16 protein-coding genes and 1 riboswitch are annotated in these 18,276 nt (G+C 36.8%); of the genes, 11 read left to right on the top strand and 5 right to left on the bottom strand.

Features of this window, described 5'->3' with window-relative positions:
• Positions 1–23: 23 nt before the first annotated feature.
• The 3 genes from EZ456_RS16835 to EZ456_RS16825 form a co-directional block, all read right to left on the bottom strand.
• A complete protein-coding gene (locus tag EZ456_RS16835) occupies positions 24–524 on the bottom strand; it encodes a hypothetical protein (protein WP_131532118.1) in 501 nt (166 codons plus the stop codon).
• Positions 525–640: 116 nt separating this feature from the next.
• The gene (locus EZ456_RS16830) at positions 641–1,153 is read right to left on the bottom strand and encodes a hypothetical protein (protein WP_131532116.1); all 513 of its coding nucleotides are present in this window, start codon (positions 1,151–1,153) and stop codon (positions 641–643) included.
• Positions 1,154–1,262: 109 nt separating this feature from the next.
• A complete protein-coding gene (locus tag EZ456_RS16825) occupies positions 1,263–1,868 on the bottom strand; it encodes a hypothetical protein (RefSeq protein ID WP_131532114.1) in 606 nt (201 codons plus the stop codon).
• A 359-nt stretch (positions 1,869–2,227) separates the two neighbouring features.
• Between EZ456_RS16825 and EZ456_RS16820 the strand changes: the two genes are divergently transcribed.
• The 6 genes from EZ456_RS16820 to EZ456_RS16795 all read left to right on the top strand — a co-directional run bounded on the left by EZ456_RS16820 (position 2,228) and on the right by EZ456_RS16795 (position 9,871).
• Positions 2,228–3,376 (top strand): ATP-binding protein, encoded by a 1,149-nt coding sequence (locus EZ456_RS16820; RefSeq protein ID WP_225876560.1) that lies wholly within the window; start codon positions 2,228–2,230, stop codon positions 3,374–3,376.
• A gap of 200 nt (positions 3,377–3,576) precedes the next feature.
• A complete protein-coding gene (gene gatB, locus EZ456_RS16815) occupies positions 3,577–5,040 on the top strand; it encodes an Asp-tRNA(Asn)/Glu-tRNA(Gln) amidotransferase subunit GatB (protein WP_131532110.1) in 1,464 nt (487 codons plus the stop codon).
• Positions 5,040–6,152: a TlpA disulfide reductase family protein gene (locus EZ456_RS16810; RefSeq protein WP_131532109.1), complete on the top strand. Its 1,113-nt coding sequence runs from the start codon at positions 5,040–5,042 to the stop codon at positions 6,150–6,152. Before gatB ends, EZ456_RS16810 begins: the two co-directional genes overlap by 1 nt.
• A gap of 103 nt (positions 6,153–6,255) precedes the next feature.
• On the top strand, positions 6,256–6,945 hold the full coding sequence (locus tag EZ456_RS16805) for a response regulator transcription factor (RefSeq protein ID WP_131532107.1): 690 nt from the start codon (positions 6,256–6,258) through the stop codon (positions 6,943–6,945).
• 338 nt (positions 6,946–7,283) lie between these two features.
• On the top strand, positions 7,284–8,006 hold the full coding sequence (locus EZ456_RS16800; protein WP_029274339.1) for an RluA family pseudouridine synthase: 723 nt from the start codon (positions 7,284–7,286) through the stop codon (positions 8,004–8,006).
• 74 nt (positions 8,007–8,080) lie between these two features.
• Positions 8,081–9,871 carry a chloride channel protein gene (locus EZ456_RS16795; RefSeq protein ID WP_131532105.1) on the top strand — a complete coding sequence of 597 codons (1,791 nt, stop codon included), beginning with the start codon at positions 8,081–8,083 and terminating at the stop codon, positions 9,869–9,871.
• Positions 9,872–10,036: 165 nt separating this feature from the next.
• Here the strand turns inward: EZ456_RS16795 and EZ456_RS16790 are convergent, their stop codons facing one another.
• Entirely contained in the window at positions 10,037–11,440 is a 1,404-nt protein-coding gene (locus EZ456_RS16790) for a sigma-54-dependent transcriptional regulator (RefSeq protein ID WP_131532103.1), read from the bottom strand.
• Between the two features lie 106 nt (positions 11,441–11,546).
• Positions 11,547–12,794 (bottom strand): serine hydrolase, encoded by a 1,248-nt coding sequence (locus EZ456_RS16785; RefSeq protein WP_131532101.1) that lies wholly within the window; start codon positions 12,792–12,794, stop codon positions 11,547–11,549.
• An 83-nt stretch (positions 12,795–12,877) separates the two neighbouring features.
• Positions 12,878–13,072: riboswitch (cobalamin riboswitch) on the top strand.
• 97 nt (positions 13,073–13,169) lie between these two features.
• Between EZ456_RS16785 and EZ456_RS16780 the strand changes: the two genes are divergently transcribed.
• The 5 genes from EZ456_RS16780 to EZ456_RS16760 all read left to right on the top strand — a co-directional run bounded on the left by EZ456_RS16780 (position 13,170) and on the right by EZ456_RS16760 (position 18,170).
• Complete coding sequence (locus tag EZ456_RS16780) at positions 13,170–15,038, top strand: TonB-dependent receptor plug domain-containing protein (protein ID WP_131532099.1); 1,869 nt, start codon at positions 13,170–13,172, stop codon at positions 15,036–15,038.
• A 39-nt stretch (positions 15,039–15,077) separates the two neighbouring features.
• Complete coding sequence (locus EZ456_RS16775) at positions 15,078–15,668, top strand: DUF6580 family putative transport protein (protein WP_131532097.1); 591 nt, start codon at positions 15,078–15,080, stop codon at positions 15,666–15,668.
• A 131-nt stretch (positions 15,669–15,799) separates the two neighbouring features.
• Positions 15,800–16,741, top strand: coding sequence for an ABC transporter substrate-binding protein (locus EZ456_RS16770; RefSeq protein ID WP_131532095.1), 942 nt, complete (start codon positions 15,800–15,802; stop codon positions 16,739–16,741).
• A 27-nt stretch (positions 16,742–16,768) separates the two neighbouring features.
• Positions 16,769–17,455, top strand: a complete 687-nt coding sequence (locus EZ456_RS16765) for an SIR2 family NAD-dependent protein deacylase (RefSeq protein WP_131532093.1) — start codon at positions 16,769–16,771, stop codon at positions 17,453–17,455.
• Positions 17,445–18,170: a Dph6-related ATP pyrophosphatase gene (locus tag EZ456_RS16760; protein WP_131532091.1), complete on the top strand. Its 726-nt coding sequence runs from the start codon at positions 17,445–17,447 to the stop codon at positions 18,168–18,170. The genes EZ456_RS16765 and EZ456_RS16760 overlap by 11 nt, the downstream gene beginning before the upstream one ends.
• Positions 18,171–18,276 lie beyond the last annotated feature (106 nt).

The following is an 18,276-nucleotide window of genomic DNA, read 5'->3' as shown; positions in this document are numbered from 1 at the left end:
GGCCTTAAAGCCTCTTTTTTGTTTTAATGTCTACTATGTTTTTCTCTATGTCCTCTAGAGAATAAACTCGAATTTACGCTTCTATCGTGGTGCCTATTATCTACGCGGTAAGACCTATAATTGTTTCTAGGTGAGCTGTATCTAACTCTGTTACCACCATAAGATGAGCGGTAATAATTATTATGACGTGAATAACTTACCCTGTGGGAATTATGATTACGGTATGGACTATTTCCATAAACTACCACTTTTCTTCCATGATGCAAATCGTAACCTCTATATCGTGCTGGTAAGTACCTCGATCTTGTCCACCTGTTTCCATTTAAATAAACAAACTGCCTTTGAGGAACATAATAATAAGATTGAACTTCTGGGAGATAGTAATAATTAACGTTTTGGTAACCTGCCGGAACCCAAGCTGGTTGAGCACCAATATTTACATTAATACTTACCTGAGCGTTAGATTGATTAGATGTTAAAGCCACGATACCTAAAATCGCGGAGATGATAAATAACTTTTTCATAATAATCTATTATTTGTGTGTACTTCAACAATTCAAACGCTGTGCCAAAACTTCTATTGTAACAGATATATAAAAAAAGGAGCTTCGAAGCTCCTTTTAAAATTCGTTAGTATATTTTAATGCTTCCCTTTACCATTTCCATGGTCTTTTCCTTTATTCTGTTTTTCATTATTCTGTTTTCCATAAATCTTTTTAGCCTGTCCTGGAGGCATACCATGCGGATGACCTTTTACTACATAATATTTACGATCACGGCTATCTCTAATTACGAACTGACCTTTATTGCCTTTATATTTGGCATATTTTACCTTATCGTTTTTGAAATTCAAATAAGGTTTGGGCGAATTAATTACCACTTTGTAGCCATTATATAAATTGTAATTGCCGTATCTTGAAGGTAACGAATTGGCAAAAACCCATTCATTTCCATTTAAATAAACAAACTGTTTCTGTGGAACAGAATAATAACTTTCTACGTCAGGAAGATAATAATAATCAACATGATCATAACCTGTTGGTCCCCAAAGTGGTTGCGAACCGATATTGATATTCACATTTAACTGTGCTTTCGCGGGGATACTGAACAATGAAACCATCACCATTACAGCCATTAAAAATAATCTTTTCATAATCAATTCATTTAGTGTTTACGCTTTATAGCCAAACCATGTGCCAGAATTAAGCAAACAATAAAGGAGCCTCTTTCAAAACTCCTTTATTTATAGCTAAATATTAATATTAATGGCGCTCGTTACCACGGCCTTGACTGTTATTTCTTTCCGGACGGTTATTGCCGCCTCTATTATCATTTTCGCGGACATTGTTGCGGGCAGTTCTTGAATTTTGATTTACCCTTACAACCGTTTTTTCTTTATGTACAGGACGGTTATTATTATTAATCACTACAGTTTTGTTTCCATTATAGTTTGGATGTCCTTTTACAACATAGTATTTGGTATCACGACTATCTCTAATAATGGTTTGTCGGCCACCGTAATTTTTATATTTACTGTATCTGGTTACATAGATATTGTCTCTTAAATACGGTCTTGGCTCATTAATTACCACTTTATAGGCGCGGTATAAATCAAAGTTCCTGTATTGGGCAGGCAAACTGTTTACCCAAACCCAACGTCCGCCATTCGAGTAAATATATTGTGCAGAAGGCACATGATAATAGGCATCTATATCAGGAAAATAGTAATAATCTACATGATTGTATCCTGTTGGACCCCAAACTGGCTGTGAACCAATATTGATGTTTAAGCTAACCTGTGCTTTTGCATTGTTTATGCTGAATAATGAAACCATCAGAACTGCAGCAAATAAAATTAACTTTTTCATAATGTTTTTTAATTAAAGGTTTCTTGTGTGTGTTTGCTGAGATAGACAAACCCAACGAGCTCTGGTTTAATCAGAGTCATCCCATTTAACATTCTTTAACGATTGCATAGGCTATTGAGTAATTTTACTCATTTTATTGAGTAAATTATAAAATACTACGTAATTAACTTATTTACAACATGTTATTTAATAATTTTTAATGTTAAAATCATTAAATAATACTATAATAATTATAATTATTAGTTAGAATTTTGGCAATCATTTTGAATTACTAAGAGTATTGATTAATTTTACTCAATTTATTGAGTAAATTGTAAAACATGTTCCAAAGATCTTACTTACAGAAACTTGTACAGGTTATGAATGAACCAAAAAGGTTTATTCAGGTGCTTGTTGGCCCTAGACAAATAGGTAAAACTACATTGATCAGTCAATTGGTCAAAGAAATTGATATACCTTATACATTCGAATCTGCAGATGCTGTTGCTGCCTCTGATAGAACATGGATAGAGCTAATATGGTATAATACCAGAGAGCTATTAAAAGAACCCGGGGTTGATGAATATCTTCTTGTGATTGATGAAATTCAGAAAATTGATAACTGGAGTGAAATTGTGAAGCGCCTCTGGGATGAGGACATTAGAAATGGGGTAAACTTAAAAGTAGTTTTGCTGGGCTCATCAAGACTGTTAATTCAACAGGGGCTAACAGAGTCATTGGCTGGAAGATTCGAATTAACTTATTTAGGGCATTGGAGCTTTGCTGAAATGGAAAGTGCTTTTGGCTTTACTGCCGAACAATACGTTTGGTTTGGCGGATACCCTGGCTCTGCAGATCTAATCAAGGATGAAGAACGGTGGAAAAACTATGTTTCAAATGCCTTAATCGAAACCAGTATTTCGAAAGATATTTTAATGCTAACCCGTGTTGATAAACCTGCCTTAATGAAACGCCTGTTTGAATTGGGCTGCTTATATTCCAGTCAAATCTTATCTTTCACCAAAATATTAGGTCAACTCTCTGATGCAGGCAATACCACAACATTGTCGCATTATTTACAATTATTAGATACAGCTGGTTTACTTGGTGGTATTGAAAAGTTTGCGGCTGATGTGATCCGTAAACGTTCATCAAGTCCAAAGTTTCAGGTACATAACAATGCACTGGTAAGCGCTCAAAGAAACGAGTTTTTTGAAGAAATAAAAAAACAACCAGCAGAATGGGGGAGAATGGTCGAATCATCAATAGGTGCACACTTATTAAATTCTTCATTTGTTGAGGGTTACAAAGTATTTTATTGGCGGCACAGAAACGACGAAATAGATTTCATTTTAGAGAAACGAGGCAAAATAATAGGGATAGAAGTTAAAAGTACCGGACAGATTACAGGCACTTCGGGAATGGATGCTTTTAGCAAAATGTATAAGCCCGATAAAATACTTTTAGTTGGAGCAGGAGGATTGCCTTGGCAAGAGTTTCTAAAAATTTCTCCATCAAGCCTTTTTTAAAAATATATAATCAGCTACGGAAACACAGATTTATATGGAATTAAATAATCTTCCATGATTTTAGTGTTTCTGTAGCAAAAAATCACACCAAGATTGTAGTAATAAAGTTTAGTTAATAACTATATTTGAACATTAAATTTAATAATAGATAAACTTAAATCCGTGTTTATCTGTATTCATCTGTGGTTAATAAAAAATAAATGCCTTTACAAGAAACAAGCCCCAAAACTGCTTTCGAACTCGTTTCAGGACTAGAAATTCACGTTCAGTTAAATACAAACACTAAAATATTTTCTGCTGATAGTGCATCTTTCGGGGCTTTACCCAATCAAAATATATCTACGGTTTCGTTGGCATTGCCTGGAGCTTTACCGAAGTTAAACAAAGAAGTTGTAGCAAAAGCTATCCGGATTGGCTTGGCTTTAAACTGTACCATTAACCAGATCAACCATTTCGACCGCAAAAACTATTTCTACGCAGACTTGCCAAAAGGATACCAGATTACGCAGGATAACCAACCGATCTGTGTAAATGGTTTTCTGGAACTTCAACTGGCTGATGGCTCTACGAAGAAAATCGGAATCAATCGTATTCACCTGGAAGAAGACGCTGGAAAAAGCATCCATGATCAGGACGACAACTATTCGTTAGTTGATTTGAACCGTGCAGGTGTGCCTTTAATCGAGATTGTGACTGAACCCGATATCCGCAGTTCGGAAGAAGCTTCTGTTTTATTAAGTGAAATCAGGAAGCTGGTGAGGCATTTAAATGTAAGCGATGGCAATATGGAAGAGGGTAGCTTGCGTTGCGATGCCAATATTTCTATTCGCCCACAGGGCACTACCGAATTCGGAACACGTTGCGAGGTAAAGAACCTAAACTCCATGCGTAACGTACGTAGAGCAATGGAGTTCGAATTTGGCCGCCAGGTAGAAGTGATTAATAATGGAGGAAGAATTATCCAGAGCACATTAAATTTTGATGCCGATAAAGGTACTACTTCACCGATGCGTACCAAAGAAGAGGCTAATGATTACCGTTATTTTTCAGATCCTGATTTACAACCAATTCATATTTCTGATGCATGGCTAGCAGAGATCAAATCGTTAATGCCTGCACTTCCTAATGAAATATCAAAGCAAATGATTTCAGAATTTGGGATCAGCAAAGCAGATGCAACGCTTTTTGCCGAAGATTTAGACCTGTTAAACTACTTTAACCAGGCTCAATCAGCTGTTCACAACAAAAAAAGCTTAATTAATTGGTTAATTGGTCCGATCAGAGCTGTTTTAAATGAAAAAGGGATCGCGATCAACGATTTCAAAGTTAAACCGGCGCAACTGGCAGAAGCTATTAACCTGGTTGATGATAAAAAAATCACACAACAAATTGCTATTCAACAATTACTACCAGCTGTTGAACTAGAAGAAAATGCAAAAGTTACTGATTTGGCACAATCATTAAACTTACTGATCTCTGAAAACGGAGACGAATTAAGTAGTTTTATTGATGAAGTGTTAAATAAATATCCGCAACAGGTAGAAGCGTACAAGAAAGGCAAAAAAGGCGTTTTGGGTTTGTTTGTTGGCGAAGTAATGAAACTAGCCAAAGGAAAAGCCGATGCCAAAAAATTAAATGAATTAATACTTGAAAAACTGAAATAATGAGACTAAAACAATTGAGCCTGATCATACTGATCGCGATTGCCTTCACAGCATGTAAACCCAAAGATAGCTTTACGATTGACGGAACTTTCAAAAATCCAGGAACGGAGAAGAAAGTATTTTTATATGGTATGCAAAATAGCAATATGGTTGCAATCGATTCAACTAACCTATCGGAAAAAGGTGAATTTAAATTCATCCGTAAAACGCCATCGGTTGATTTCTTTAGGGTATCAGCAGGTAACCATGAGTTTATGTTAATTGCAAAAAATGGCGATGACATTAAATTAGAAGCTGATTTGGCCGATAAAACAATGGCTTATAAAATTTCAGGTGCAAATGAAGTAGAAAAATTATCAGAGCTGAATACCATTAGAAACAATTTCGCCAAGCAGGTAGAAAAACTACAGGCCGATTTCGAAGCGAAAGTAGCAACACAACCTCAAAATAGGGCAGCTGTGTTAGAATCGATGAAGCCCCAGTACGAATCGTACATTAATCAATTAAATACGCAGATCATAAAATTTGCTAAAGACAATAAAGGTACGCTCGCCAGTTTCTATGCCATGAATACTTTAAGTCCACAGGAATTTGAAGCAGAACTGGTACAATTTGCTGATGAAGTTAAAGAAGAAATTAAAGGCAATGCTACGGTTGATACTTTTGTAAAACAAATGGCACTTTTAAAAGCGGTTCAGGTGGGGCAGATTGCGCCAGCATTTACCATCAATACAGCTGATGACAAACCTGTAAGTTTATCAGACTATAAAGGAAAATACGTACTGATCGATTTTTGGGCATCGTGGTGCCAGCCTTGCCGCCAGGAGAATCCGAACGTTGTTAAGGTGTACAATAAATATAAAAATAAGAACTTCGATATCATCGGCATTTCGCTAGATACCGACAAAGCAGCATGGTTAGGTGCAGTGAAAGCAGACGGATTAACCTGGACACACGTTTCGGAATTAAAAGACTTTAACGGTGCAACGGTAAAAAAATACCAGGTGCAGGCTATCCCAACTTCTTACCTGGTTGACCCTTCTGGAAAAATAGTGGCTAAAAACCTGCGTGGCAACGAATTAGAGGCATTTTTAGCCAAAACGTTACTTTAAAACAAATTCCATGTTAAACTAATTTAAGTAATTAACAATTTCTTAACTTAGGCTTAACTAAATATTGCATCATAGACACTACTTTCGTAACAAATATTTAACTATGAACAACGCAGGTCAGAAAATATTAATTGTTGATGATGAACCAGATATTCTGGAACTTATTGAATATAACCTTAAGAAAGAGGGTTATCAAGTTTTCACAGCTACTAATGGCCAAGAAGGAATTACTGTTGCGAAAAAGGTGCATCCAGATTTGATTATCCTGGATATTATGATGCCTAAAATGGATGGAATTGAGGCTTGCCGTTTAATGCGTGCAATACCTGAATTCAAGAATACATTTATGGTTTTCTTAACCGCCAGAAGTGAAGAATATTCTGAAATTGCAGGTTTTAATGTAGGCGCTGATGATTATATCGCAAAACCGATTAAACCACGTGCTTTAGTTAGCCGCATTAATGCTATTTTAAGGCGAAATACAGGAACAGAAGAAGTATCTGAAAACAAATTAGAAATTGGCGATTTAGTAATCGACCGGGAAGCTTATTTAGTTTTTCAAAGTGGCAACAAAGTAGTATTGGCGAAAAAAGAATTTGAGCTTTTATACTTACTGGCTTCAAAACCTGGAAAGGTATATACCCGCGAATCGATCCTTAAAAATATATGGGAAGATTCTGTGGTAGTAACCAATAGAACAATTGATGTTCACATCCGTAAACTGAGAGAAAAATTAGGTGAAACTTATGTATCAACCGTAAAAGGAGTGGGTTATAAGTTTGAACTATCGTAAAAAACTGCAAGTCGCCATGGTTCGTGTCTCCACGAACCAACGTTGATTTAGTACTTTGGTCCGTGAGGGCACGGGCCAAGGCACATGAATTATTTTTAACACAGATACACACAGATTTTTTTCTGATGATTAATCTGTGTTTTTTTATGCATCGTAAATTAGATCCTGAAAAAACCCGATAGCTATCGGGTTCAGGAGGACGGCACTCAAGGTAAAACCGTCATGCTATCGCCGATCTTCCTATTTCCATATCTGTGGTTATCCTTTTTATCTGTGGTTAATATCTAAACCAATAAAAATAAAATCGTATTTTTGCGATTCATTAATTACAGCACAGTTTGAAGTTTCCAAATTTTAAAGACCTTATTCTTTTCGAAGACAACGATTTTATTGTTATCAATAAACCTCCATTTTTAGCCTCGCTCGATGAACGTGGTGGATCTGGAGAAACCAATGTGTTACGCTTGGCTAAACAGTATAGCGATGATGCACAGGTTTGTCACCGTTTGGATAAAGAAACTTCTGGTGCTTTAATTATCGCCAAAAACCCCGAAGGTTATCGCCATGCTTCCATGCAGTTCGAAAGAAGAAAAGTGAATAAAACCTACCATGCGGTAGTAGATGGGCACGTCATTTTCGACCAATTAACGGTTGATCTGCCAATTTTAAACGACGGCAATAAAAATGTAACCATTGACAGGGCAGAGGGAAAAAGGGCAGAAACCATTTTCGATTCGTTAAAATACTACAAACACTACACTTTGGTTGAGTGCAAGCCCATTACTGGCCGTATGCACCAGATCCGTATACACCTGGCTACGCAAAGAGCAGCCATTGTTGGTGATGATATGTACAAAGGGAAACCTGTTTTTCTTTCGTCAATAAAGAGAGGTTACAAATTAACCAAAGGCGAAGAGGAGCAACCCATAATGAAACGTTTTGCATTACATGCCAGACATTTGGTTTTTAAAGGACTAGATGACAAAGATATTGTGATCGATGCACCTTATCCAAAAGATTTTGCAACCTTAATTAAGTTATTAGATAAATTTGATGCATAAAACTGCCCTTTAAATTGGCTCGTTTCGTTGTTTTTGTTACTTTTGGGCTATTCCCATCTATTAAAAACAATAGAATGTACATCAGATTTGTAAATTACCTTGATAGGATTAACCAGTACCGAAAATCTAAAATATCAAACCGTAATTTCTTAATTATCCTTGCTGTAATTGTCGGAATTTTAGCAGGACTTGCAGCTGCCGCTTTAAAAAGTTTAACCCACCATATCGAAGAATTTCTTCAATCAGACTGGCACTGGAAATATAAATACTACCTGTACTTTATATTTCCGATGATTGGTATTTTTCTAACGGTTTTGTACATTAAATACTTTATCCGTAAAACAAAATTCGAAACGGGTTTAACCCCTTTGCTTTATGCAATTTCAAAAAAATCGAGTAAGGTAGAAGCACACAATATTTATTCGCAGATTATTACCGCAGCAGTAACGGTTGGGTTCGGTGGCTCAACAGGTTTGGAAGCACCAATTGTTACCAGTGGATCAGCAATAGGCTCAAACCTTGGACGTTTACTGGGTTTATCTTATCGTGAAATTACCATGTTGGTGGCATGTGGCGCAGCAGCCGGTATTGCAGGAGCATTTAACAGTCCGGTGGCTGGGATTGTTTTCGCTATCGAAATTTTATTGCCTGAGTTTACCATTCCTGCATTTATCCCGCTTTTATTATCAGCTGCAACAGCAGCAGTAGTAGCAAGATTATTTTACACACAACAACTTTTCTTTTTAGTTACAGAAGGATGGAAGGTAAACGCACTGTTTTATTATGTGATACTGGCATGTTTTATTGGCTTATTTTCGATCTATTTTACTAAAGCCAATTATGCTGTAAAAGGGTTATTCTATAAAATCAAGCATCCTTATACCAAAGTAATTGTAGGAGGTTTAATGCTTGGCGCCTTGGTGTTTCTATTTCCAACATTATATGGTGAGGGTTATATCACCATAAAAGGCTTATTAAAAGGCGATTATCAAGCGGTTATTAACAATAGTATTTTCGCCGGTTACAATACCATTCCGGCTTTAGTAGTACTGTTTACAGTGGTGACCATTTTCATGAAGTCAATAGCTACCTTGGTTACCTTAGGTGCCGGTGGTAATGGTGGAACATTTGCACCGAGTTTAATTATGGGTGGTTTAATTGGGTTTATATTTGCTTACGTAGTGAATTTATCGGGAATAGCACAATTAAACGTATCTAATTTTATTGTAGCAGGAATGGCCGCTGCTTTAGGCTCCATTATGCATGCCCCTTTAACGGGTATTTTTCTGATTGCCGAAATTACGGGGGGATATATTTTAATGGTTCCATTGATGATTACCACTGCGATTTCTTACGCCATTAACCGCAGCTCGCAAAAACATTCTATTTATACCAAAGCACTTGCCGATAAGGGAGAGTTATTATCTCATGAGGATAAGGATACAACCGTTTTAAACCAGATGAAACTGAAATACCTGATCGAAAAAACTTATCCCCAGTTACAGATGAATGATTTGATTTCCGTTAAGATGAATGAAATTTTGCAGTCGCATAAAAATATCTGTGCGGTTACTAACGAATTAGGCGATTTTAAGGGCATCATTTACATAGAAGAACTATTTAATGAAATGATTAATCACCCCGATAAGGAAAACTTGCAGGCTTCTCATTTGGTTAAGCCTGCACCGAACGCTATTACCGAAAATGATGATCTGAAAATGGTATTAGAGAAAATGGAGCAAGACAATGTATGGATTTTACCCGTATTAACCGCACAAAACCAATATCTAGGTTTCGTTTCTAAAACTGCGATTTTTAATAAGTACAGAGCATTGCTGATGAGACAGAATGATTATATGGGGTAGCCTTATATCACCGTCAGTCGTCATTTAGAGCGAAGAGTAGCGAAGCCGAGAAATCTTTTAGCTACGCTTTAAGTGCAAAGATTTCTCCACTGCGGTCGAAATGACGAATAGCCTATTTTAAACGAAAGAAGTCAAGTTTTAAAAACTTGACTTCTTATTATGATCTTATTCCGCTCTTTTTAGACCGAATTTCTCAATTTTACTATACAAATGGCTTCTTTGAATATCAATTTCATCTGCTGTTTTTGATACGTTCCAGTTGTTCTTCTCTAATTTGAATTTGATAAACTCGCGTTCTGCGTGATCTTTATAATCCTGAAAATTGTTGAACGAATCGAAAGAAGATGCAAGGCTCGAACCTCCGGCACCAGCAATCTGTGCACTGGTTGCAGCACCAATATTTGTTCCACCACCAGGATTGGCGAATGCACGTACATCATTTTCAGTAATTACCTTATCACTCAAAATAATCAAACGCTCAATCATGTTGTGTAGCTCACGCACATTACCTGTCCAAGGCAAAGCTTTTAAAGCAGACATACCGCCATCATTTATTTTCTTAACCGGCATCCCATAATCGCTGCATATATTCTCTAAAAAGTTCTGCGCAATAACAGGAATATCATCGGTACGCTCTGTTAAATGCGGAACATGGATATTGATTACATTTAACCGGTGGTACAAATCCATACGGAAGTTACCATCTTCGATTTCTTTTAGTAAGTCTTTATTGGTAGCTGCTAAAACGCGAACGTTAACCTCAATTTCCTTTTCGCCACCTACGCGTGAAATTTTATGTTCTTGTAGGGCACGCAAAACCTTTGCCTGTGCAGAAAGGCTCATATCGCCAATCTCATCCAAAAATAAAGTTCCGCCATTAGCCAGTTCAAATTTACCGATACGTTGTTTAACAGCAGAGGTAAACGAACCTTTTTCGTGACCAAACAATTCACTTTCAATTAGTTCTGATGGAATAGCAGCACAATTTACCTCAATTAAAGGACTATCAGCACGGTTTGATTTCTCATGTAACCAACGGGCTACCAATTCTTTACCGCTACCATTTGCACCGGTAATTAATACACGTGCTTCGGTAGGCGCAACACGCTCTATAGTTTCTTTAATTTTAGAAATGCTTTCCGATTCACCTAAAATCTCACGGGTTTTACTTGCTTTACGTTTTAAAACCTTGGTTTCGGTAACCAAATTTCCACGGTCTAAACCATTACGAACCGTAATTAATAAACGGTTTAAATCAGGTGGTTTAGAAATAAAATCGAAAGCTCCTTTTTTACTGGCTTCAATGGCAGTTTCAACTGTTCCATGACCCGATATCATAATGAATGGCAAATCGGGTTTAATGATTTGTGCCTGTTCGAGCACTTCTATACCATCCATTTTATTCATCTTGATATCGCAAAGTACCAGGTCGAAATTCCCTTTTTTGATCATTTCGAGGCCATCAATACCGTTATCGATATCTTCAACATCATAATTCTCGTACTCCAGAATTTCGCGTAAGGTACTCCTTATCGCACGCTCATCGTCAATTATTAATAATTTAGCCATTAGAGATGTATTCTTTAATTTTGAAATGCGAATATATTATTTTTTAATTAATGTATAGTTTTTTATACAATTTATACGCTACAAACCTTAAAAGAAGGGAAAGGTTTTAATAAACATAATCTATCTTAAACTTACTTAAATCGGGCTTGTGCTTTTTAACCCTTTTTAATTCAAGTTCATAAATAGTTTTGCCCAAGTTTTTCATAAAGGGGAAACAAACCGTTTCGTATTCGTACTTATTATCGTTAAATATGCCATCCTCGTTGCTCTGTATTACTGCGGTAAGGAAATATTCAATTCCATTCTTAAAATCAACAAAATAGGAGTTATCGATGATGTAGCCATAACTATCACCATATTTATTAAAGATCCGGATGTTTGCATCTGGAGTTACACGTTCTCGACCATAATACAACATTTTAGCATAAGTAGGCCAAAACGCTTTAGGGTCGTATTTAGGAAAATCACTTTCAGTAGGATATTTGCTCATGTAAGTATAAATCAGCTTATAATCTTCTGGACTAAGGTTAAACCGTTCTTTCGCCTGAAAAGACTCAGGAAAAATCAATTTCTGCATGAGTTTTTGTTGATCGTTAATGGCGAAGGCATTTTTCCCTGCTAAACTGAAAGGTTTGTTCACCAACTTGTCGGTGCTATCCATATATCCAGTACCCACTACCAGATTACTTAATTTCAATTCATATTCTTTTGGGTCGTACTGGGCAGCCTGATCATAAACCAATTGCTCTCCATTGTAGAACTTGATTGGATTGGTATGTTTGGCCGATTCACCTGCATCACCAATGGCCAAGCGGTTTAAAATACGGCTATCGTTTAAGCCATTTGCCTTTAGTTTTTCATTAATTTCTGCCCGGCCAATAAATTCGAACAAACGGTTAAAGGCATCATTATCACTGGTAAGCAAAATCTTTTTGACGTAGTGTTCTATTGATGGAAGCCCATTTTTAGCGCTTGTATCTTTTAATACTTTTGTTTGCCCTTTATAGGCACTATCGGTAATCATAGCGCTCTTAGCCGTTAAGCCTGTACTTTTTAAGCGGTTTACTTTTTCTAATGCAAAAATTACCGCGGCAAGTTTAACCGTACTGGCAGGATAAAAATAATGGTGTGGATCTAAATTATAACTAAATGTTTTAAAAGTGGGTTTATGCTTCGCATCGCGATTAACCTGGGTATATAACACCTGAACCTGGTTTTTATCTGGATGGTTAAGTACCGATGAAAAAAGTTCGGGCTTGGACTCCATTAATTTCTTCAGAAAAACAGTATCGGTTTTTTGTGCCATAACAGATAGGCTTATTAATGAAAATGCAACAATTAATATTCTTCTCATGGGTAAAATTTGATTCCTAATTTAGCTTTTTCTATTAAAACCACCATTTTCCATCATCCATTTTACATCTAGTTTAATTTTGCTACTTTTGCAGCGCTTTTGGTTTCCGGCTTTACACCCGGAATTAAAAGGGAATACAGTGTAAATCTGTAACTGTCCCGCAGCTGTAAGCTCCTTAACGGATTTCCAATCAATCTGCCACTGTTCCGACTAGTCGGGATGGGAAGGCCGGAAACCCGGGAGTAAGTCAGAAGACCTGCCTTTAGCGTTTAATTTCATAGCTTTCGGGGATTGAAGCTAGGACTGAAATATTAACGTTGTTCATATTTTCATTTCCTTTCCTAATCTGTTGGCTGTGGGCAAAACCACAATCAAATGAACAAAAAAAGAATGCTAACTGTAGCAGGGCTAGGGCTTGCACAGTTAATGATTAGCCAGGTGGCTAATGCTCAAAATCAAGACAGTTTACAACTTAAAGACGTTGTAATTTCTGCGACTAAAAACGATCAGAAACAATCGCAAACAGGCAAAGTAGTCAGTATTATCAGCCGTGAAGTACTCGAACGCAGCAATGGTAAATCGTTGCCAGATTTATTAAACGAACAGGCAGGCATCATTATCAGCGGTGGAAACAGTAATCAGGGGAAAGATAAAAGTATTTTTTTCAGGGGATCAGGCAGTGGTTATACTTTAGTGTTGATTGATGGAATTATTCAGAACGATCCTTCAAGTATCAGCGGTACATTCGATCTGCGTCTGTTCTCCGTTGATCAGATTGATCATATCGAGATTTTAAGAGGCGGTCAGTCTACCATTTACGGATCTGATGCCGTTGCAGGTGTAATCAACATTGTAACTAAAAAAGGCGGACCTAAAGGAAATACCATTTACGGTGTTGCCAGTGCAGGGAGTTTCGAAACCTACAAAGGAACCATTGGTTTAAATGGTGGTGTAGAAGGTTTTTCTTACAATATTAACTACACTCATTTAAAAACCGACGGAATTTCTGAAGCCGCACCACAAGTAGGTAGTGCATCAATATTTGATAAAGATGGGTTTAAAACCGATGGTTTAAACGCTAATTTTGGGATCAAACTCGACAAAAATTTCTCTGTTAATCCGTTTTTACGTTATTTCTATGGCGATTATAAAATTGATGAAGGAGCATTTAGCGATGGCTTACCTACCAACAATTCTATTTTAAAACAGTTTAGTGCGGGTTTCAACTCAGAATATAAATTCAATACTGGTAAAATAACGCTTAATTATAGCCACGAGAGTAACTCAAACAATGTAAACTCTAGTTATTCAGGTTTCGAAAGTAAATTTTTAAACTTCGGTAAACTTAATGTGGTTGATTTATTCTACAACCAGAAACTGGGCAATAAATTAGATTTACTTGTAGGTATCGACAATAGAAAAATGAAATTGGTTACCGATACCAAAAACCCTACAACCAATATCTTCGCTGCTTATGGATCATTGTTTTTACACGATTTAAGCATTTTTAACCTCGAAGTAGGCGGACGTTACAATAAACATGATCAATATGGCGAAAACTATACCTATTCTGTTACCCCAAGCATCAACATCATTAAAGAAGTAAAATTATTTGGAACAGTATCTACTGCATTCAAAATTCCTACGCTGAATATGTTGTTTGGTCAATATGGTGCCAATCTCGATCTGAAACCTGAAAAATCTCAAAATTATGAGGCTGGTGTAAACTTAAATCTCGCTGATGAGAAATTTACTTTACGTATTGCAGGTTTCAAACGTGATTTAACTGATGCCATTGTATACACTACGAGTTATATCAACCAGGCTAGCCAAAAATTTAAAGGTTTTGAAGTAGAGCCTGCAGCAAAGTTTAGTGTATTTAACATTAATGGTTATTATGCTTATGTTGAAGGAAATACCGGAACCACCAATTATTTAATCCGCAGACCAAAGCACACATTCGGCCTAAATGCTGGCGCCCAGGCTACCAGCAATTTATATGTTAGCGCTAATTTCCGTTATTTCGGAAACCGCTACGATACTTACTTCACCACTAAATCTATTGATGAGCTTTTGCCATCATATAAACTGTTAAGTGCATATGCAGAATATGCATTGGCTAAAAAACGCATAAAGATATTTTTTGATGCCAAAAACATACTGAACGAAAAATACAGTGAAATTATTGGTTACAATACGCCTGGCTTCAACTTTAATACGGGTGTAAGTTTTAATATCCGCTAATAAAAATTTAACTTTGCTTAAATATTAACCAGAAATAGCATGTCTCATTTAAAATTTAATCCACGTACTTTAATTTTGTTGTTAATGATATTGGCAATAACGGCTTTCCGTTTACTGGTAACATTTAACTCAGATGAATTAAAGTTTGCCAATTTCTCATCAATAGGAGCGGTAGCTTTATTTGGAGGAGCATATTTTAAAGATCATCTTAAAGCATTTGCATTCCCGTTATTGAGTTTGTTTTTAAGTGATATCATTTTGTCGACTACCATATTCAGCAAATACAGCAGCGGTTTCTTATATCAAGGTTGGTATTGGACCTATATTGCTTTTGCATTAATGGTATTAGCAGGAAGGCTATTGCTAAAAAAAGTGAATGTAGTGAATTTATTGGCCTCAACGTTAACCATTGTTTTAATCCACTGGCTTGTAAGCGATATTGGTGTTTGGTATCAGAATCCGGCATATACGCAAGATTTAGCAGGCTTTTGGGCATGTTTAGTAAAAGCTATTCCATTCGAAATTAGATTCTTAGAAGGGACAGTGATTTATGGTGCTTTACTTTTCGGAGCTTTCGAAGTTTTAAAAGCTAAATACCCGGTATTAAAACTGCAGACTCAAGAGTTATAGAAATATCCACTTGGTTGGTGTTGCACCAAACAAGTGAAAAATAGCATAGAAATCCTCTTTTGATTCGATTCAAAAGGGGATTTTTTATAACTTAGAACATCCATTACATTTCACCTTTTACATCTTCCATCATGAAAGTTGTTTCCTTTTTACCTGCCGCTACAAAAATGATTTACGATATGGGCCTGCAGGAATACCTGCATGGGGTAACATTCGAATGTCCTAAAGAGGCGGTAAACCAGCCAAAGGTTGTTCGCTGTATACTTGAAGGCAAAAATTATTCAAGCATTGAAATCGATCGCATATTTTCAGCGTCCAAAGCACAAGGTAAAAGTTTGTATTGGGTAGATGACAATCTTTTAGAAAGCATATTGCCCGATGTGGTTTTCACACAAGATATCTGCGAGGTTTGCAACATTGATACCGTTTGTACCGAAACCGCAGTAATGAAGCTGAGCAAACAGCCAACGCTAGTTCCTTTATCGCCAAATAACCTACAGGATGTTTTCGAATGCGCCATTACCATTGCCAAAGCTTTGGGAAAGGAAGAAGTAGCACTAAATTATCTGGCAGGCTTGCAAAAGAAAACAGATCATATTTTAGATCAGCTTAGGGCAAACCGTGCACCACTAAAAAGGATTATGCTCATGGAGTGGATCGAACCAATCTACAACTGCGGACATTGGATTCCCTTTCAGATTGCAGCCGCTGGTGGTGTAGATATGTTGTCTAATCCTGGTGGAGACTCTATTGTAACTCAATGGGATAAAATCCTGAAATATAACCCAGAGGTTTTGGTTATTGCACCATGTGGTTTTGATATGAAAAGAAGTATGGAAGAAATGGAATTGTTAACCTCAAAACCAGACTGGACCGACCTAGAGGCTGTAAAAAACAATCAGGTTTATATTGCCGATTTTGATATGTTTACCCAACCGAGTGTAGGTACTTTGGTTGAAGGTATCGAAGCTTTAGCCTGTATGTTTCACCCAGAGATTTTTAAACCAAGTGAAAGCATAGCGAAGAAATTCATTAACCACAGTAAAACCGTGAAATCACTAAGATCAGTGTAATCATTTAAATCTGTGCAATCACATCTTATGAAATTAGTTATTTTAACAGGAGCAGGGATCAGTGCCGAAAGTGGGTTAAAAACATTTAGGGATTCTGATGGATTGTGGGAAGGCTATAATGTTTATGACGTGGCTACTACTGAAGCCTGGGAAAGAAACCCCGAATTGGTACAAGAGTTTTATAACGAAAGAAGACGTCAGGTTTTAGCTGCAGATCCGAATCTGGCTCACCAATTACTGGCTGAGTTGGAAAAAGACTTCGACGTTGAAATTATTACCCAAAACATTGATGATCTGCACGAAAGGGCAGGTTCTACTAAAGTTACGCATCTTCATGGCATAATTACCAAATCTCAATCCGATAGAAAAGCGGAATTAACCTATCCCATAGTAGGTTCAGAAATCAAAATGGGCGAGCTTTGCGAGTTGGGTTCTCAACTTCGTCCACATGTAGTTTGGTTTGGCGAAGCGGTACCTATGATAGAAGTAGCAGCTAAACTCTGCAAACAGGCCGACTTATTTGTATTGATCGGAACTTCACTAGCCGTTTATCCTGCGGCAGGTTTAATAGATTTTGTTCCATCATTTGTTGACAAATATATTATCGATCCCAAAACACCTGATGTAAAACGTTATAAAAACGTAATCAGTATTGAAAAGAATGCTGTAGAAGGCGTTGCAGAATTAAAAGAAATCCTAGCTAATGCCAGATAAAAAGATTTGCATTTTTAATTGGAGTGGTGGTAAAGACAGTACATTGGCATTACACTATGCTTTACAAGATCCTACCATCGAAATCCGTTACCTGATTACTACAGTTACCGAAAAATACAATCGTGTTTCGATGCATGGCGTTAGAGAAGCCTTATTAATTAAACAGGCCGAAAGTATTGGTATTCCGTTATATCAGATCCGCTTAGGCGAAATGCCTGATATGGAAACCTACGATGGTACCATGAAGAAACATCTTTCTAAATTTAAGGAGGAGGGCATTACCCATTCTATTTTCGGTGATATCTTTTTAGAGGACTTACGCACTTATCGGGAAAACAAATTAGCTGAAATTGGGCTTAAGGCTATTTTCCCCCTCTGGAAGAAAAATACTAAAGATTTGATCAATGAATTTTTGAACCTGAACTATAAAACCATCATTGTTTGCACACAGCAAAACCTCGAAAATTTCTGTGGAAAAGTAATCAGTCTCGATTTAATTAGCCAACTTCCTCCAGATATCGATCCCTGTGGCGAGAATGGAGAGTTTCATACTTTCGCATTCGAAGGACCAATTTTTAGGAATAAAATCACTTTCGCCATCGGAGAGAAGGTATTCAGAACCTATAATACCCCAAACAAAACGACAACAGATGAGCATTCACCTTGCTCAACCACAGCACTTTCGGGCTTCTGGTATATGGATTTATTGGAATAATTTTTTCAATCATAAAATTTTGGCATCATTTTTTCTTAAGTATCGGTAATTAACTAAATCACACAATCCATTGAAACCTGTTTAGCGAGGTTAGGTAACTAAACAA

Source organism: Pedobacter psychrodurus, assembly GCF_004331735.1.
Classification (GTDB): domain Bacteria; phylum Bacteroidota; class Bacteroidia; order Sphingobacteriales; family Sphingobacteriaceae; genus Pedobacter; species Pedobacter psychrodurus.
This window is presented reverse-complemented; position numbering and strand designations above follow the sequence as displayed.

Coding starts and splice junctions, on each gene's coding strand:
- EZ456_RS16820 (WP_225876560.1), top strand. CDS start 2,228: ATGAATGAACCAAAAAGGTTTATTCAGGTGCTTGTTGGCCCTAGACAA.
- EZ456_RS16775 (WP_131532097.1), top strand. CDS start 15,078: ATGTCTCATTTAAAATTTAATCCACGTACTTTAATTTTGTTGTTAATG.
- EZ456_RS16825 (WP_131532114.1), bottom strand. CDS start 1,868: ATGAAAAAGTTAATTTTATTTGCTGCAGTTCTGATGGTTTCATTATTC.
- EZ456_RS16830 (WP_131532116.1), bottom strand. CDS start 1,153: ATGAAAAGATTATTTTTAATGGCTGTAATGGTGATGGTTTCATTGTTC.
- EZ456_RS16805 (WP_131532107.1), top strand. CDS start 6,256: ATGAACAACGCAGGTCAGAAAATATTAATTGTTGATGATGAACCAGAT.
- EZ456_RS16760 (WP_131532091.1), top strand. CDS start 17,445: ATGCCAGATAAAAAGATTTGCATTTTTAATTGGAGTGGTGGTAAAGAC.
- EZ456_RS16765 (WP_131532093.1), top strand. CDS start 16,769: ATGAAATTAGTTATTTTAACAGGAGCAGGGATCAGTGCCGAAAGTGGG.
- EZ456_RS16785 (WP_131532101.1), bottom strand. CDS start 12,794: ATGAGAAGAATATTAATTGTTGCATTTTCATTAATAAGCCTATCTGTT.
- EZ456_RS16810 (WP_131532109.1), top strand. CDS start 5,040: ATGAGACTAAAACAATTGAGCCTGATCATACTGATCGCGATTGCCTTC.
- gatB (WP_131532110.1), top strand. CDS start 3,577: ATGCCTTTACAAGAAACAAGCCCCAAAACTGCTTTCGAACTCGTTTCA.
- EZ456_RS16770 (WP_131532095.1), top strand. CDS start 15,800: ATGAAAGTTGTTTCCTTTTTACCTGCCGCTACAAAAATGATTTACGAT.
- EZ456_RS16780 (WP_131532099.1), top strand. CDS start 13,170: ATGAACAAAAAAAGAATGCTAACTGTAGCAGGGCTAGGGCTTGCACAG.
- EZ456_RS16795 (WP_131532105.1), top strand. CDS start 8,081: ATGTACATCAGATTTGTAAATTACCTTGATAGGATTAACCAGTACCGA.
- EZ456_RS16790 (WP_131532103.1), bottom strand. CDS start 11,440: ATGGCTAAATTATTAATAATTGACGATGAGCGTGCGATAAGGAGTACC.
- EZ456_RS16835 (WP_131532118.1), bottom strand. CDS start 524: ATGAAAAAGTTATTTATCATCTCCGCGATTTTAGGTATCGTGGCTTTA.